The 14,314-nt window shown below is 63.0% G+C and carries 18 protein-coding genes and 1 tRNA gene; 9 read left to right on the forward strand and 10 right to left on the reverse strand.

The window, feature by feature from the left end:
* Positions 1-52 precede the first annotated feature (52 nt).
* Positions 53-1,231, reverse strand: a complete 1,179-nt coding sequence (locus tag ACMDCR_RS05385; RefSeq protein ID WP_413991531.1) for a hypothetical protein — start codon at positions 1,229-1,231, stop codon at positions 53-55.
* A gap of 218 nt (positions 1,232-1,449) precedes the next feature.
* On the opposite strand from ACMDCR_RS05385, the gene ACMDCR_RS05390 reads away from it, so the two are divergent.
* Both ACMDCR_RS05390 and ACMDCR_RS05395 read left to right on the forward strand, forming a co-directional pair.
* A complete protein-coding gene (locus tag ACMDCR_RS05390; protein ID WP_284315983.1) occupies positions 1,450-1,878 on the forward strand; it encodes an Hsp20 family protein in 429 nt (142 codons plus the stop codon).
* Between the two features lie 49 nt (positions 1,879-1,927).
* Positions 1,928-2,185 carry a DUF1150 family protein gene (locus tag ACMDCR_RS05395; RefSeq protein ID WP_413991532.1) on the forward strand — a complete coding sequence of 86 codons (258 nt, stop codon included), beginning with the start codon at positions 1,928-1,930 and terminating at the stop codon, positions 2,183-2,185.
* A 131-nt stretch (positions 2,186-2,316) separates the two neighbouring features.
* Here ACMDCR_RS05395 and ACMDCR_RS05400 read toward each other — a convergent pair whose 3' ends face one another.
* From ACMDCR_RS05400 to ACMDCR_RS05410, 3 genes are all read right to left on the reverse strand, one after another.
* On the reverse strand, positions 2,317-3,165 hold the full coding sequence (locus tag ACMDCR_RS05400) for a DUF937 domain-containing protein (protein WP_413991533.1): 849 nt from the start codon (positions 3,163-3,165) through the stop codon (positions 2,317-2,319).
* Between the two features lie 293 nt (positions 3,166-3,458).
* Positions 3,459-4,187: a DUF2459 domain-containing protein gene (locus ACMDCR_RS05405; RefSeq protein ID WP_413991534.1), complete on the reverse strand. Its 729-nt coding sequence runs from the start codon at positions 4,185-4,187 to the stop codon at positions 3,459-3,461.
* Positions 4,188-4,202: 15 nt separating this feature from the next.
* On the reverse strand, positions 4,203-4,391 hold the full coding sequence (locus ACMDCR_RS05410; protein ID WP_413991535.1) for a hypothetical protein: 189 nt from the start codon (positions 4,389-4,391) through the stop codon (positions 4,203-4,205).
* Positions 4,392-5,031: 640 nt separating this feature from the next.
* Between ACMDCR_RS05410 and ACMDCR_RS05415 the strand changes: the two genes are divergently transcribed.
* From ACMDCR_RS05415 to ACMDCR_RS05430, 4 genes are all read left to right on the forward strand, one after another.
* Entirely contained in the window at positions 5,032-5,241 is a 210-nt protein-coding gene (locus tag ACMDCR_RS05415) for a cold-shock protein (protein ID WP_413991536.1), read from the forward strand.
* Positions 5,242-5,341: 100 nt separating this feature from the next.
* Entirely contained in the window at positions 5,342-5,620 is a 279-nt protein-coding gene (gene rpsU, locus ACMDCR_RS05420; RefSeq protein ID WP_413991537.1) for a 30S ribosomal protein S21, read from the forward strand.
* Positions 5,621-5,732: 112 nt separating this feature from the next.
* Positions 5,733-5,984, forward strand: a complete 252-nt coding sequence (locus ACMDCR_RS05425; RefSeq protein ID WP_413991538.1) for a hypothetical protein — start codon at positions 5,733-5,735, stop codon at positions 5,982-5,984.
* Positions 5,985-6,313: 329 nt separating this feature from the next.
* Complete coding sequence (locus ACMDCR_RS05430) at positions 6,314-6,514, forward strand: hypothetical protein (RefSeq protein WP_413991539.1); 201 nt, start codon at positions 6,314-6,316, stop codon at positions 6,512-6,514.
* A 124-nt stretch (positions 6,515-6,638) separates the two neighbouring features.
* On the opposite strand, the gene ACMDCR_RS05435 is transcribed toward ACMDCR_RS05430, so the two are convergent.
* Positions 6,639-6,723: transfer RNA gene (locus ACMDCR_RS05435), tRNA-Leu, on the reverse strand.
* Between the two features lie 153 nt (positions 6,724-6,876).
* Between ACMDCR_RS05435 and ACMDCR_RS05440 the strand changes: the two genes are divergently transcribed.
* Positions 6,877-7,470, forward strand: coding sequence for an NUDIX domain-containing protein (locus ACMDCR_RS05440; protein WP_413991540.1), 594 nt, complete (start codon positions 6,877-6,879; stop codon positions 7,468-7,470).
* A gap of 108 nt (positions 7,471-7,578) precedes the next feature.
* On the opposite strand, the gene trpA is transcribed toward ACMDCR_RS05440, so the two are convergent.
* The 3 genes from trpA to ACMDCR_RS05455 all read right to left on the reverse strand — a co-directional run bounded on the left by trpA (position 7,579) and on the right by ACMDCR_RS05455 (position 10,440).
* Positions 7,579-8,406 (reverse strand): tryptophan synthase subunit alpha, encoded by an 828-nt coding sequence (trpA, locus tag ACMDCR_RS05445; RefSeq protein WP_413991541.1) that lies wholly within the window; start codon positions 8,404-8,406, stop codon positions 7,579-7,581.
* Between the two features lie 138 nt (positions 8,407-8,544).
* Positions 8,545-9,759 carry a tryptophan synthase subunit beta gene (gene trpB / locus ACMDCR_RS05450; protein ID WP_413991542.1) on the reverse strand — a complete coding sequence of 405 codons (1,215 nt, stop codon included), beginning with the start codon at positions 9,757-9,759 and terminating at the stop codon, positions 8,545-8,547.
* 15 nt (positions 9,760-9,774) lie between these two features.
* Positions 9,775-10,440, reverse strand: a complete 666-nt coding sequence (locus tag ACMDCR_RS05455; RefSeq protein WP_413991543.1) for a phosphoribosylanthranilate isomerase — start codon at positions 10,438-10,440, stop codon at positions 9,775-9,777.
* A gap of 99 nt (positions 10,441-10,539) precedes the next feature.
* On the opposite strand from ACMDCR_RS05455, the gene ACMDCR_RS05460 reads away from it, so the two are divergent.
* Both ACMDCR_RS05460 and ACMDCR_RS05465 read left to right on the forward strand, forming a co-directional pair.
* Complete coding sequence (locus tag ACMDCR_RS05460; RefSeq protein WP_413991544.1) at positions 10,540-10,971, forward strand: hypothetical protein; 432 nt, start codon at positions 10,540-10,542, stop codon at positions 10,969-10,971.
* A 77-nt stretch (positions 10,972-11,048) separates the two neighbouring features.
* A complete protein-coding gene (locus tag ACMDCR_RS05465; RefSeq protein WP_413991545.1) occupies positions 11,049-11,807 on the forward strand; it encodes a M15 family metallopeptidase in 759 nt (252 codons plus the stop codon).
* Between the two features lie 86 nt (positions 11,808-11,893).
* Here the strand turns inward: ACMDCR_RS05465 and ACMDCR_RS05470 are convergent, their stop codons facing one another.
* Positions 11,894-12,835 carry an SMP-30/gluconolactonase/LRE family protein gene (locus ACMDCR_RS05470; protein WP_413991546.1) on the reverse strand — a complete coding sequence of 314 codons (942 nt, stop codon included), beginning with the start codon at positions 12,833-12,835 and terminating at the stop codon, positions 11,894-11,896.
* 190 nt (positions 12,836-13,025) lie between these two features.
* Positions 13,026-14,138, reverse strand: coding sequence for a polyamine ABC transporter substrate-binding protein (locus tag ACMDCR_RS05475; protein WP_413991547.1), 1,113 nt, complete (start codon positions 14,136-14,138; stop codon positions 13,026-13,028).
* Positions 14,139-14,314: the final 176 nt, after the last annotated feature.

Below are 14,314 nucleotides of genomic sequence, written 5' to 3' on the forward strand. Positions count from 1 at the left end.
GTAACAGAAGCACCTATTCACCGAAGTCTCCTTGGCAAATGCTGCGCACCGCTCAATGCCTCATCAGGTCCGGCCCAGTGCAGGCGGGGTCGGCCTTCGCACCGAAGCGCAACATGGTGAAGCCGTTGGGCTCCTGGCGCAGTAGGGCGTAGCGGTGGAGACCGGGGCCGGAATCACCGAGGTTCATCTCCACCTGATAATGGCCTGCCTCGCCCTTGCAGGAACGCACTGCGCCATAGGCCGGCGAGGGGTTGTCCTTCAGGAGGCCGGCACGCGCCTTGATGATCTCGGCAGCGGCGGGCGGATCGCTCCACGCCTGGGCCAGGGGTTCCTCGACCTGCAGCCATTCGTCCACGAAATCGCGGCCGTTCCGCGCGGCGGGCTGGATGCGCTCCACATTGTCGCCGGCGACGCGATAGCGGAAAATGCCCTGGCGCATCAGGATATCGGTGTCCAGCATGCCGACTTCGGCGCGCAGCTCGAAGCCGTCGGGCCGTGCCGTCAGCGAGAGGTCCTCGTCGAGGCGGTAGCCATGGTCGAGGTGGAAGACTGTGCGCTGCGGTGTGGTGCCCACACCCGGCTGGAGGAGATCGAAGCCGAACTTGCTCCAGGTCGAGGTGCACCAGGGCGTGCCATGCGTGACGCCGATCCGGCCATCCGCCAGTGGCAGCACATTGAAGGGCGCGCCAAAGGCATCGGCGATGCTGTCGTAATCAGGGCTCTGCCAGCGCAGCACCCGCCTCCACTGGCCGTTCTCGACCCGGTAGCCAAGCAGCAGATTGTCGTCGCCGCAGGGAATGGCGAAGCCGAGCTGTATCAGCATCAGCTCCGGTTGGGCAGCCTTGCCGGTGACCCCGATCCGCAGCTCCTCGCCGAATCCGGGCGCTAGGCCGCTATCGGGCGCGGGCTTTTCGGCCGGGACCGCCGCAAGGGCGGTGGCGATATCCTTTTCGAGCGCAGAGGCACTGGCGCTCGCGGGCGCACAAGCCATGCGCGCCTCCACGCCGTCGACCAGCGCCTGCTTGAAAGCCTGCAGGGCCTTGCGCTCGTCCGCGCTGACATCGGTATCCATGTCCTCATGCTTGGCCCCGACCTGCTGCAGCGCCTTTGCGGCCGCCGTGACCGGGGGCAGAGCAGCGGTAGCCGGGCCGCAGACGGTGTCGGCCCAGGCCGGCGAGAGGCCCGCACAGGCGATGACGAGGGCTGCTCCCAGCCATGGAACGATACGCATTCAAGCCTCCTGAAGCAGCACCTGCGGGCACGCCCGATAACATGCGGGCACAATGGCATGGGACACGGACACGGCGTGTGCGACTATTAACAGCAAGCAATCCCGCCACCCCTTGAAAGCTGTCAGCGCTTGACCATATTGAACTTGTTCCGGAGTGCCGGGACAGGGGATGCCGTCAGGGTCCTCACCACAAAGTCGCTTCCTGCGAGGGCTTTGAAATGTCACGCGTACCTACCTTGAACTCCCCCTTCCTGCTCGGCTTCGACGAGATCGAGCGCGCGCTGGACAGGGTCGCCAAAGCCGCCAATGACGGCTATCCGCCCTACAACATCGAACGCGTCGGGTCCTGCGATCGCCCGCCCGAGAGGCTGCGCATCACGCTCGCCGTCGCCGGCTTCAGCCGCGAAGAGCTCGATGTCTCGGTCGAGGAAAACCAGCTCGTCATTCGGGGGCGCCAGGTCGACGACAAGTCGCGGGTCTATCTCCACCGCGGTATTGCGGCCCGGCAGTTCCAGCGCACCTTCCTTCTTGCCGACGGTATGGAGGTAATGGGCGCGGATCTGAGGAACGGTTTGCTGTCGGTCGATCTCATCCGTCCGGAACCAGAACGCGTCGCCAAACGTATCGATATAGCGGTACGGGACTGACGGCTTTCGAATCCCCGTATTTATCCCATTCAACGTTCAGGAGGGTCTCATGATCCGGAACGACAAGACTTCTGTGCCTACCCCTGAAATGCTGGCCGCGCTGGGCGCTGGTCACGTCGCCTATGTCAAGCCGATCATGTCGGAAGACGCCATGAAGCTCTATCCGCAACTTGGCGAAATCCGCCCCGGCCTGAGGCTCTTCACGCTCAACGCCGCCGACGGCACGCCGATCATGATCTCGGATTCGGCCGAAGGCGCGGTCGCCAATGCCTGGGAGCAGGAATTGGTGCCGGTGTCGCTGCATTGAAATGAAAGAGCCGCGGGCGATGATCGCGCCGGCGGCACGTTTCCAAGAGTAGTTGCCTTGCGCCATGCAGGGCTGGGGCGGCAGGCCTTAGAGCCTGGCCGCCCTCTTTATTCGACGGTGCCGGTACCCCCTTATCCCGCGCTGGTCGGTGAAACCGGCGTCTCGATCTGGCCCGAGGAGGCCGGTGCCGGGGCGGTTTCCTGTCGCTTGTGCCAAATAAACCAGGCGATGCCCGCCACGACGATGATGGCGATGATGAGGTAGAGCCAGGTCATGCTGCCACCGCTCGACGGCGCCGGAGGCGGAGCGGATGGTGTGGGGTCGATGCGCGGGCTCGGCGGCAGCGGCTGGGGATTGAGTGTCGACGTGGCCGCGCCGGCGGCGGAGCCCAGCGTCGAGGTCGTGGTCTTGAAGGCGCCGGAAACGGCGCTCTCGAAGCCTTGCAGGAAGCCGCCGTCGTTAAGAGCGGCGGCCAGGCTCGCCGGCAGCGCCGAGGCGATGGCTTTCTTCTCGCCCTCGAAGAGATTGGCGACGGCTGCGCCGTCCTGCCAGTTTTCGGGCGACTGGTTGGAGATGGCGCCGACCACGGCCGGTCCGACAAGGCCGAGCACGGAACTCGCCGCCTGCTGCGAGGCGCCCGTGGCCTGGCCCAGAACCGAGGAGAGCTGGCCGAGACCTTCATTGCCGAGCAGCGAGCTCAGCACGGCGGCGCCGCTGTCGAGGGCGCCGGCATTGCCGCTCTTCAGCCCAGAGACCAGATTATCGAGCATGTTCGGATCCTGGTTCGAGATCAGGTCCGAGATCGACTTGGCGCCATCGGGGTTGGAAGCCTCGCTGGCGAAGGCGCCCAACACGGCCGGAATCGCCGCATTGACCAGTTTCTGTGCGAGCGCGGGATCGATGCCAATAGCGGCAGCGATGCGGTTGATGAGATCGGGCGTAATCAGTTGGGAGACGAGGCTTGGGAGATTGATGGCCATTTCTTTCCTCGCAGGCGGTTGGGCGGGTACCATAGTCCTCGGCAGCGATTTTGGCAAAGATAGGGCTGCACAAGACCGGGGAGAATAGTGGAAATGTCATATTGCGCCGCAATGTGACAGCCTAATCTATTTTTTGTCTCAGAGGTGCAAAAGATATACCTCTAGGGAATGTGAAACTGAAACAGCCCCTCTGCTGAGGGAAACACTAGCGTGAATTATTGAGATGCGCCAGTACACCTTTGCCGTGGCGGATGATCCGATCGACTGGGATCGCTCTACGCCCGTGTCGTTCTCTAATCGCCTCGACTTGCGGCCACCGGCCAGGTGACGCTGAAGCTGAACGGAGCAAAAAACGCGTGGGGCAATCCGGCCGCTCCAAGCGCCTCCGCCGCCCATTGGTTGCAGGTCCGCAACGCACTGTAGCGGCCTTTGGCGAGATAGTAGGCCTGGAACTGCGTGCCATCAGGCTGCAAATGCGGCTGGCCGGCGGCATCGAGCAGCAGCGTCGCCTTGATATGATCGATCAATGCCTGCCGCCCGGCGCGGTCGATGCGCAGCCTCAGGCAAGAGGGATCATGCTCCGGCGGATTGATGGCCACCACGCGCAGCGCCGTGTCATGCTGGCCGGCCAGTGCGCCAAGGGCCGTGGAAATTCTGACATCGCCCCAGGTCGGCGTCTCCCGGAAAAAGCGCAGATCGCCCCAGCCGAAGGCGAGATAGGCCTGGGGTGGCAGGCCCGGCGACGCCACGGCTGGGAGCAGGGAGCCCCAGTCCGCGAGGGGATCGCGGCCGGGCATCGCGATGTCGGTATGGGCGAGCGAGGCGCACAGATAGACCGGTGGTTCGCCATCGGCCTGCTGGACACGGCCTGGCAGGGGAAGGAGCGCTGAGGCGAGCGCGGCCAGTGCGTAGGCAAGGAAGGCAAGAACGAGGGCTGCAACCACCACGACGAGGAAGCGCAGGGTCCGCCGCCACCACGAACGCCGACCAGGCTCGATTGCCTCGGAACCGGAGGGGAGCATTGCCTGTCGACCGCATCATGCCCGATTGGTCAAGTTCCGATAGACCTTGACCGGCCAGGCCATCGCGTCAGGCAGGGCGTGCGCCACACTGGAAGCGAAGTCGGCCGCGGTACCGCTGTTCCATTGAGCCTGAACGACCGGCGCCAGCTCCACGCCGACCCCGACGAGGTAGACGATGATCAACAACGTAATGATGCCACGCATCGTCCTGCTTCTCCATGTAGCCGAGGTCCCATCCTGACCGGCCCACTCGACAACGTGCCGGTGCCAGTGATGTTCCTGCCGCCCTTCTGCAGGAAAGCAGCAGGCAATGGCATTGTCATCAGGTTTCGTGGCGCAGGTGTGATATTGATCATCCGGTAACGCTGCGGCGTTCAAGCATGGGCAAGGCCCTGAGGTGGAAGGCCGGATTCCCTTTCGCGTGTATTGCTGTATCTATCAGGAACCAGACACTTCCGGGAATGCTACACCATGCGTTGTCTACTCATCATGATGGTTGCCTGCGGCCTTCTTGCTGGCTGTGCCAGCCCCAAGGGTGTGCAAGTCAGTCCGGGCGGCGGTACCGCCATGACTTTTGGATTCTAGGGCCTGTCGTCGGTCACGGACACTCAGTGCCTGATGGTGGACTGATGCACGTGTCGACCTGACGGCCGGGTGAAGCGCGCCTTGCCGGCGAGCTTGACGTGCTCCCCCGCAGGGTCCACACTATATCGACGACCCTTGGCCCGCTGTCTCAATCGCCAAGCGACATCTCTTAAGAGCGCACTTCCCAAAACAGAACTGGCCTCCCGCGTTCGTCGCTTGGTTGCGAGAACGTGACCTAATCCTTTTTGAAAGGCTCGGCATGAGCATCGGCACCGTCAAATGGTTCAACTCCGCCAAGGGGTTCGGCTTCATTCGGCCGGAGGACGGAAGCTCAGATGTCTTTGTTCATATCCGTGCAGTCGAGCGCAGCGGCATGCGCGAGCTGCTGGAAGGCCAGAAGGTCAGCTATGAACAGGTCCTCGACCGTAAGAGCGGCAAATCCGCCGCGGAAAACTTGAAGCCGGCTTAAACGCCCTATCGGGCCTTTAGGCGCATCCAGATCACAAATGTAATCAGAGCGGAGGGGTGAGGATTGGCCTTTTCTCCCGTGAATAGCCAGGAGTTCCCCCATGCAGGTTTTGGTTCGAGACAACAACGTTGAACAGGCACTGAAGGTGCTGAAGAAGAAGCTCACCCGGGAAGGCATCCTGCGAGAGCTGAAGCGCCGCAGGGCTTACGAGAAACCCTCCGAACGCAAGGTGCGGGAGAAGGCCGAAGCCATCAAGCGGGCGCGCAAGCTGGCCCGCAAGCAGGCCCAGCGCGAGGGCTTGCTGCCGCCGCCGAAGCCGAAGGTGTCCGCAGCCGGCAAATTTGGCGCCAGGGGAAGACCACAAGGGGGCACTCGATAAGGGCCCGGATCTGTCTTTGGAGCCGCTTTTGGAAGTCCGGGAATGGAATGCCCCGTGCGTGATACCCACGGGTTCCCATCGGAACCCTTCATGAGAAAGCTGGCAGCGGCCTATGAAAACCACCGATTTTACCGTAGCTGCAGCCGTCTACGTACAGATTCGTGGCGCAAATTGGTCGTCGCGGGGCAGGGCCCCGAAGAAATACTTTCGGTTCGATAGCCTCGCGCTCGCTGTTCAATATGCGGTGGAGAATTCACACAGCAATCTGAGCACGGTCGTCATCGAAACCGAGGACAGCGAGTTTGCGGGCGACGGGGTCCGCACGCTCTACGAGAGTGAAGATTATCCGTTGCCGAGAAAATAGCTCGCGATCAGGCAGGCTGTCGCGGCGATAGCGGATTCCAGGCGCGATCGATAAGGAGCAAGAATGAGTGCCCATACCTTCAAGGTCGGCGATGTCGTTTCATATTCGTCGAGCATAGGGCAACGCGACGACGGTGCTTATGAGATCACCCGCATCTTGCCCAGCGATGGCCCGGAACCGAGCTATCGACTGCGCAACATATCGGAGCCTCGTGAACGGGTCGCCCAGGAGCATGAACTTCGTCCGCTTCGGGGAAATGTGGTCGCGGAAGGTGAGACCCCGCGCCGCCGCAAGACGGAACCCCGTCCGCACCCTGAAGGGCGAGGGCGATGACCACGGATCGGGGCAAGCCCAATGACTGGGCAGCCAAACATGCTGCCGTCGATGCCGCCGCCAAGGCTATCATCGACCATGAGGTCAGCCAGAGAGAGGCGAAGACGGCGAGATTGAAAGCTCTCCGCGAGGCCCGGGTTGCCCCCCCATCCGACGGCAAGCTGAAGGCACGCGCGCGGAAGAAGGGAGCCCGGTGAAGACGACAGGCTCTCGGCTGCCGACGACCGTGGATAACAAGAGTCTGCGATAACGTAGCTCGCCGGCAACCCCTGAAAAGCAAAAGGCTCGACGGGCCGTCAGCCGCGTCGAGCCTTTGGAAACTGGTGCCCAGAAGAGGACTCGAACCTCCACCTCTTGCAAGACTGGTACCTGAAACCAGCGCGTCTACCAATTCCGCCATCTGGGCGTGGGGCGTCTTCTAGGGGCGGTATTGGCCGATGTCAACGCCCTTTCTCCGGCATTTTGATATTGGTGTGACAGCGGTCGGATTCAACTTCCCGCGCCTTGCGTTTGACACCTTGCTGGGCTTGTGTGGCACCAAATCCGAAGGAGTGTGCCGGTGTCCGCAGCGATTCTCGACGAAGCCCTGCTCTATGATGGCTGGAACCGCCTGCTGATGGTGAAGGTTCGCACGCGGCTCGGGGCGGTGATTCATCGCAGTGTCGAGGATCATGGCGACGCCGTCGCCGTGCTGCCCTTCGATCCCGCGCGCAAGGTGGCGCTGCTGGTGCGCCAGCTCAGGGTGGCGATCCTGCAGGGGCACGGCAGCCAGACCTCGCTGGAGGCGCCGGCCGGCATCCTCGACGAGGACGATCCGGCCGATTGCGCGCGGCGCGAGGCCATGGAAGAGGCGGGGCTGAAGCTGGAAGGGCTGGTGTCCCTCGGCGCCTTCTTCCCCATGCCGGGCATTTCCACCGAGAAGATGCACATGTTCCTCGCCGAGTATTCGGCAGCCAGCCGTATAGCGGACGGCGGGGGTTTGGCGGAGGAGAATGAGGAGATCGAGGTGGTGGAGATCGGGCTCCACGAGCTCGCCGCCATGGCCGGGCGGGGCGAGTTGACGGATCTCAAGACCTATACGCTTCTGCAGGCGCTGCGGTTGAGCAGGCCGGAACTGTTTGCTGGGAGCGCGGACGTCCTCGTCCGCTCTTGAACCTGCGACACAAAAAAATGTGAAGCGCTTGTTGCGAGCACTCCGCCCGTTCTTCCCACGCTATCGTTTCAAGAGCGGACGAGACGTCCGCGCTCCCGGGACTCCCGGCTATTTCGTCACCGAATGCGCGCCCTTGGCAATCTCGCTGACCAGCGCCAGCACGGCCGGAACGGTCTTCCCGGTTGCCCTGTTCTCCCCATCCAGCGAAGTGCGCACGGCTTCCACCAGGGCTGAGCCCACCACCACGCCGTCCGCACCCTCGGCGATCGCCCTGGCATGCTCGGCCGTTTTGACGCCGAAGCCGACGCAGACGGGGAGGTCGGTGTGCTGCTTGATGCGTCCCACGGCGCCGGCCACCACGTTGAAGTCCGGCGTGGCCGAGCCGGTGATGCCGGTGATCGAGACGTAATAGACGAAGCCCGAGGTGTTCTGCAGCACCTTGGGCAGGCGCTTGTCGTCCGTGGTGGGCGTGGCGAGACGGATGAAGGCGATGCCGGCCTTCAGCGCCGGCAGGCAGAGTTCGTCATCCTCTTCCGGCGGCAGGTCCACCACAATCAGGCCATCGACGCCGGCGGCCTTGGCGTCCACCAGGAAGCGATCGACGCCATAGATGTAGATGGGGTTGAAATAGCCCATCAGGATGATCGGCGTCGCGTCGTCGGTCGTGCGGAAGTCGCGGATCACGCCGAGCGTTTTCGTCAACGTCGTGCCCGCCTTGAGCGCCCGCAGGCCCGCGGCCTGGATGGCGGGACCATCAGCCATCGGATCGGTGAAGGGCATGCCGAACTCGATGATGTCGGCGCCCGCGGCGGGCAGGCCGGCCAGGATCTTTGCCGAGGTCTCGATGTCGGGATCGCCGGCGGTGACGAACGTCACCAGGGCGGCGCGCTTTTCGGCGGCCAGGGCGGCGAAGCGGGCGGTAAGGCGGCTGGTCATGTCAGGAGAGGCCTGTAAGCGAAGGAGGCGGCAGGATGGGGTGGCGGCCCGGGTGCGCGGACGTCACGTCCGCATCTTGGAAACGCCGCGCATGAAGGCAAGGAAGATGCGGACGTGACGTCCGCGCACCCGGGAGCATCACTTCCCACCCAGGATCTGCGACACCTGCGGCACGTCCTTGTCACCGCGGCCGGAGAGGTTCACCACCATGAGATGGTCCTTGGGCTTTTGCGGCGCGATCTCCACCACCTTGGCGATGGCGTGGGCCGATTCGAGCGCGGGGATGATACCCTCGAGCTTCGACAGGAGCTGGAAGCCGTCGAGCGCTTCCTGATCGGTGGCCGAGAGATAGCTGACGCGGCCGACATCATGCAGCCATGAATGCTCCGGCCCGATGCCGGGATAGTCGAGGCCGGCGGAAATCGAGTGGGCTTCCTCGATCTGGCCGTCGGCATCCATCAGGAGATAGGTGCGGTTGCCATGCAGCACGCCCGGGCGGCCGCCGCTGATCGAGGCGGCATGCAGGCTCGTGAGGCCGTGGCCGGCCGCCTCCACGCCATAGATCTCCACGGAGGGATCGTCGAGGAAGGGATGGAACAGGCCCATGGCGTTGGAGCCGCCGCCGATGCAGGCGATCAGGCTGTCCGGCAGGCGGCCTTCCAGCTCCTGCAACTGCGTGCGCGTCTCACGGCCGATGATCGACTGGAAGTCGCGCACCATACCCGGATAGGGATGGGGGCCGGCCACCGTACCGATGCAATAGAAGGTGTCGTGCACGTTGGTGACCCAGTCGCGCAGCGCCTCGTTCATGGCGTCCTTGAGCGTGCGGGCGCCCGATTGCACCGGGATCACTTCGGCGCCCAGGAGCTTCATGCGGTAGACGTTGGGGGCCTGACGCTCCACGTCGACGGCGCCCATATAGACAACGCATTTCAGGCCGAAGCGGGCGCAGAGCGTGGCGGTGGCGACACCATGCTGGCCGGCGCCGGTCTCGGCGATGATGCGGGGCTTGCCCATGCGGCGGGCCAGCATGATCTGGCCGAGCACATTGTTCACCTTGTGCGAGCCGGTGTGGTTGAGTTCCTCGCGCTTCAGATAGATCTTGGCGCCGCCGAGATGCTCGGTCAGCCGTTCGGCGAAATAGAGCGGCGAGGGACGCCCGACGTAATGGGTGAGGTGGCCGTTCATCTCCTTGTGGAAAGCAGGATCGGCCTTGGCCTCCTTATACGCCTGCTCCAGCGAGAGGATCAGCGGCATCAGCGTCTCGGCGACGAAGCGCCCGCCGAACTGGCCGAAATGCCCGCGCTCATCGGGTCCGTTGCGATAGGAATTGAGCTTGGGCGTGTCGTTCATCAGTGGGACCTGTTCTCAGCGGGATGACGCCAAGGCGGCGGCATATGCATGCCTGGCAGCCTTGACGAAAGCCCTGATCTTGTCGGGGTTCTTCACGCCGGGACGATCTTCAACGCCCGACGAGACGTCGACACCGTCGGGGTGGCCGGTGCGGATGGCTTCGGCAACATTGGCGGGGTCGAGCCCGCCCGATAGCATGAAAGGCAAGCGACGGTCGAGATGGTCGAGGAGCGTCCAATCGAAGGTCACGCCGTTGCCCCCAGGGTGAAGCGCGTCCTTCGGGGGCTTGGTCTCGAGCAGCAGCCAGTCGGCCACGTCGCGATAGGCATCGGTTGCCGCAAGATCGGCCGCGGTGGAAACGTGGATCACCTTGTAGGCCGGGACGCCATAGCGCGCCTTGATCGCGGCGACACGCTCGGGGCTCTCCTTGCCGTGCAGTTGCAGGCCGTCCGGCCGCAGCGAGGCGGCAATGGCGTCGAGGCGCGCATCATCGGCATCGACGCTCAGCGCGATCTTGCGGGCACGGCCCTGCACCAGTGCGCCGAGTTCAGCCGCCTTCTCATAGTTCAGATGCCGAGGCGATTTTTCGAAGAATACGAAGCCGACCATATCCGCACCGGCGGCGAGGGCTGCCTCCAGCGTTTCGGGGGTGGAAAGACCGCAGATCTTGATCAAGGACATAGCAGGCTGGACATAAGCGTATCCGGCGTGAGATGCCAGAGGAATAAGTTGGGGCGCGAGGGCGGGATGTTCCCAAGATGGCCTTTGGCTGGTGTCTGTATGGTTGCCGCGTTCCTCCTGGCGGCGACACCGGCCCTCGCCGCGCTCTGCTATGCTCGTGACTACGACAACGCGCATCTCGTCAAGCATGTGGACCAGCGCGTGACGCGCATCACCGTCCGCCTGCTGGCCGACAATGGCACGGGTGTCGGTATCGGCATGTGGTTTCGCGGCGACAAGCGGCAATGGTGGGCTGGCGGTGGCTGCAAGCAGCAAGGCAAGGTGTTCTCCTGCATGCTCGATGGCGACGGGGGCCGGTTGACGGTCACGCAGAACGCCAAGGGCATCCGTCTCGATGTGCCGGAGGCAGGCGTGCAGGTGGAACATCCCGACGCGCAGGGCAGCGCGAGCTTCCAGACAGTCGACGGGCCCGAGCATAGGGTGTTCCTGCTCACGCCGGCACCGGAGCAGGAATGCGAACCGCAGAATTAGCTCGGAGCGCATTCTGCTAGAGCGCGGACGTCCCTTCCGCTCTTGGAAACGAGCCATTTGCGGGAGAGGAGAGCGGGTTGCTGCGTAAGTGTCGACTGTTCAGGCTTTTCCAGCAAGCTCTTCGTTTCAAGAGCGGACGAGGACGTCCGCGCTCCCAGCCTTCGCGCTGCCAGGTACTCCTCCTCTGCCTCCTCGCCACCCCCGCCTTCGCCGCCGATCTGCCTCCCGGCTTCGTGCGTCTCGCTGATGTCGCGCCCACCATCCGCCAGGAGATGCGCTATGCCGGTCCCCACAATTTCACCGGCCGTCCCGTGCCGGGCTATGACACCGGCGCCTGCTGGCTGCGGCGCGAGGTGGCGGTGGCGCTGGCCGCTGCCGAGCACGACCTGGAGAAGCGGCGGTGGCGTCTCGTCGTCTATGACTGCTACCGGCCCACACGCGCGGTCGATGCTTTCGTGACCTGGGCGCGCGATCCCCGCGATCAGGTGACCAAGGCCGAGTTCTATCCTGCCATCGACAAGAAGGATCTGTTCCGGCTCGGCTATATCGCCCGCAGTTCCGGCCATTCCAAAGGCATTGCCGTCGATACGGGAGCGGAACAGCTGGACGGCAACGGCAAAGCCGGCCCGATCGATTTCGGCGGCGGCTTCGACCTGTTCGATCCGAAATCCTGGACGGCGAGCAAGGCTGTTTCGTCCGAAGCCGCGGCCAACCGCAGGGTGCTGGTGGCGGCCTTCGCGGCGCATGGTCTGGTGAACTATGCCAGGGAATGGTGGCATTACAGCCTGCCGGGCCTCGCGAAGGCCCCGGCTTATGATGTGGTGATCAGGCCTTGAATCTACTGGGACCGCAGGCGTCTCGCCTGCTCTTGGAAACGATGCGGTTCAAGGTGCAGGCGAGACGCCTGCGATCACAGGGAGGTCTACTTCACCGGCCGCTTTGCGCCCTGCGTATTCAGATACACCGCATAGAGCGAAGTCGTGCCGCAGATATAGAGCCGGTTGCGCTTGGGCCCGCCGAATTCGACATTGGCCACCACTTCGGGGATCACTACCTTGCCGAGCAGCGCGCCGTCCGGGCCGTAGCACAGCACGCCCTCGCCTGAGGAGGTCCAGATATTGCCGTGGATATCGACGCGCATGCCGTCGAACATGCCCACCGGGCAGGTCGCGAACACCTGGCCGCCCTTGAGGGTGATGCCATCCTCGCCGACATCGAAGACGCGGATATGGCGCGGGCCGTTCTTCACATGGCTGGCGCCGGTGTCGACGATATAGAGCTTGGATTCGTCGGGCGAGAAGGCAAGGCCGTTCGGCTTGACGAAATCCTTGGCCACCGCCTCGATTTTGTTGCCGCCAAGTCTATTTCGACTGTCTGGGGCGATGCGGTAGACGTATGAGGCGCCAATTTCGGAGGGGGCGGCATCGCCTTCATACTGGGAATCGATGCCATAGGTCGGATCGGTGAACCAGATGGAGCCATCCGACTTCACCACCACGTCATTGGGGGAGTTGAGCTTCTTGCCTTCGAATTTCGACGCAAGGATGGTGCGGCTGCCGTCGGGTTCGATTCGGCTGACGCAGCGTCCGCGATGCTCGCAGGCGATCAGGCGGCCTTCGCGATCCACGGTGTGGCCGTTCTGGTTGCGGCTGTCGTGGTCATAGACCGAGACCGAGCCGTCCGTCTCGTCATAGCGCATGAGCCGGTTGTTGGGGATGTCGGACCAGATCAGGTACTTGCCCGCCGGGAAATAGGCCGGACCCTCGGCCCAGCGCATGCCGGTGTAGAGCTTGTCCACATGGACATTGCCGAAAACGAGCGCTTCGAAGCGCGGGTCGATGACCTCGAAATCCTTGGTGAGCATGGCATTTCCCCGAGTGTTTTGGTTCGCGGCATGGAACGATAATTGCGCGACGAGGTCAATTCATCGGACAAAAAGTTTCTGGGAGAGCGGACATCGCGACGTGAAGCCATGTCGCAGTGATGTGCGCGCTCCCAGCAAAAAACGGCGCAGCTTTCGCCGCGCCGTTCGATGAACCTCGAGCGATCAGGCCTTACTGGCCGGTCTTGATCTTGGTCCAGGTCCGGGTCCACAGCTTCTGCGCCTTGGCGTCGGCCGGGGTGGTGGTGAAGAGTGAAGCTATGGTCGCATCATCCGGGTAGATCGACTTGTCGTTCAAGACGTCCGGGCTGACCGACTTCTGCGACTCCAGATTGCCGTTGGCATAGCCCAGGAAGCTTGAATTCTTGGCCGCGATTTCGGGGCGCATCATGTAATTGATGAAGGCGTGCGCCTCCTCGACATGGGGAGCATCCTTCGGAATCACCATGGAATCGAACCACATCAACGCGCCCTCCTTTGGGATGACATAGCTGATGTCGACCAGGGGCTTGTCCGGCGTCTTGGTGTGGGCATCGGCGGCGCGGCTCTTGGCCTGGATGATGTCGCCGGAGTAACCGATGACCAGGCAGATGTCGCCATTGGCCAGAGCGTTGATATATTCGGAGGAATGGAACTTCTTGACATATTTGCTGACGGACTGAAGCAGCTTCGCGGCCTTGGCGATGTCCTGGGGATCCTTCGAATCCGGCGGCAGCCCGAGATAGCGCATGGCCGAGGGGATGATGTCATCGGGCGAATCGAGGAAATAGACGCCGCAATCAGCGAATTTCGAGATGACGTCTGGGTTGAACACCACGTCCCAGGTGTTCATGGGCTTGTCACCCATGATCTTCTTGGCCTTGTCGACATTGTAGCCGATGCCGGTCGTGCCCCACATATAGTTCACGGCGTATTTGTTGCCGGGATCGTAAGCCTGCAAAGGCGTCGTCACCTTGTCCCAGGCATATTTCAGGTCGGGGATCTTGCTCTTGTCGAGCGGCTGCAGCACGTCATGGGCGATTTCGCGCTTCAGGTTGAGGTTGGAGGGCACCACCACGTCATAGCCGGTGTTGCCGGCATAAAGCTTGGTTTCCAGGACCTCGTTGGAGTCCATCGTATCGTACACCACCTTGATGCCGGTCTCCTTGGTGAAGGAATCGAGCACGGTAGGGTCGATATAATCGGACCAGTTATAGACATTGACGACCTTGTCCTGGGCCATCGCCTGGCCCGCGAACAGCGCCACTGCCGTGGCCGCGAGAGCCAGTTTCTTGAAGGCTGACATCGGGAACACCTCCTCTGGATGAACACTGCGTATTCCCGGACGCAGCGTTGTTGCCGAAAGGCTAGAACGCCTGTGCGCTCTGCTCAACCCTTCCGAAGCCCGTTGTTGCGTTATTTTGGCGTGATACATTTTGAGGCGCGTTATGTGTATTTTATGCCTCATGCACGCACTGATTG

Origin of the sequence: Labrys okinawensis (genome assembly GCF_047345005.1) — a bacterium.
GTDB lineage: Bacteria > Pseudomonadota > Alphaproteobacteria > Rhizobiales > Labraceae > Labrys > Labrys okinawensis.

Coding starts and splice junctions, on each gene's coding strand:
- ACMDCR_RS05385 (WP_413991531.1), bottom strand. CDS start 1,231: ATGCGTATCGTTCCATGGCTGGGAGCAGCCCTCGTCATCGCCTGTGCG.
- ACMDCR_RS05390 (WP_284315983.1), top strand. CDS start 1,450: ATGTCACGCGTACCTACCTTGAACTCCCCCTTCCTGCTCGGCTTCGAC.
- ACMDCR_RS05395 (WP_413991532.1), top strand. CDS start 1,928: ATGATCCGGAACGACAAGACTTCTGTGCCTACCCCTGAAATGCTGGCC.
- ACMDCR_RS05400 (WP_413991533.1), bottom strand. CDS start 3,165: ATGGCCATCAATCTCCCAAGCCTCGTCTCCCAACTGATTACGCCCGAT.
- ACMDCR_RS05405 (WP_413991534.1), bottom strand. CDS start 4,187: ATGCTCCCCTCCGGTTCCGAGGCAATCGAGCCTGGTCGGCGTTCGTGG.
- ACMDCR_RS05410 (WP_413991535.1), bottom strand. CDS start 4,391: ATGCGTGGCATCATTACGTTGTTGATCATCGTCTACCTCGTCGGGGTC.
- ACMDCR_RS05415 (WP_413991536.1), top strand. CDS start 5,032: ATGAGCATCGGCACCGTCAAATGGTTCAACTCCGCCAAGGGGTTCGGC.
- rpsU (WP_413991537.1), top strand. CDS start 5,342: ATGCAGGTTTTGGTTCGAGACAACAACGTTGAACAGGCACTGAAGGTG.
- ACMDCR_RS05425 (WP_413991538.1), top strand. CDS start 5,733: ATGAAAACCACCGATTTTACCGTAGCTGCAGCCGTCTACGTACAGATT.
- ACMDCR_RS05430 (WP_413991539.1), top strand. CDS start 6,314: ATGACCACGGATCGGGGCAAGCCCAATGACTGGGCAGCCAAACATGCT.
- trpA (WP_413991541.1), bottom strand. CDS start 8,406: ATGACCAGCCGCCTTACCGCCCGCTTCGCCGCCCTGGCCGCCGAAAAG.
- trpB (WP_413991542.1), bottom strand. CDS start 9,759: ATGAACGACACGCCCAAGCTCAATTCCTATCGCAACGGACCCGATGAG.
- ACMDCR_RS05455 (WP_413991543.1), bottom strand. CDS start 10,440: ATGTCCTTGATCAAGATCTGCGGTCTTTCCACCCCCGAAACGCTGGAG.
- ACMDCR_RS05460 (WP_413991544.1), top strand. CDS start 10,540: ATGGTTGCCGCGTTCCTCCTGGCGGCGACACCGGCCCTCGCCGCGCTC.
- ACMDCR_RS05470 (WP_413991546.1), bottom strand. CDS start 12,835: ATGCTCACCAAGGATTTCGAGGTCATCGACCCGCGCTTCGAAGCGCTC.
- ACMDCR_RS05475 (WP_413991547.1), bottom strand. CDS start 14,138: ATGTCAGCCTTCAAGAAACTGGCTCTCGCGGCCACGGCAGTGGCGCTG.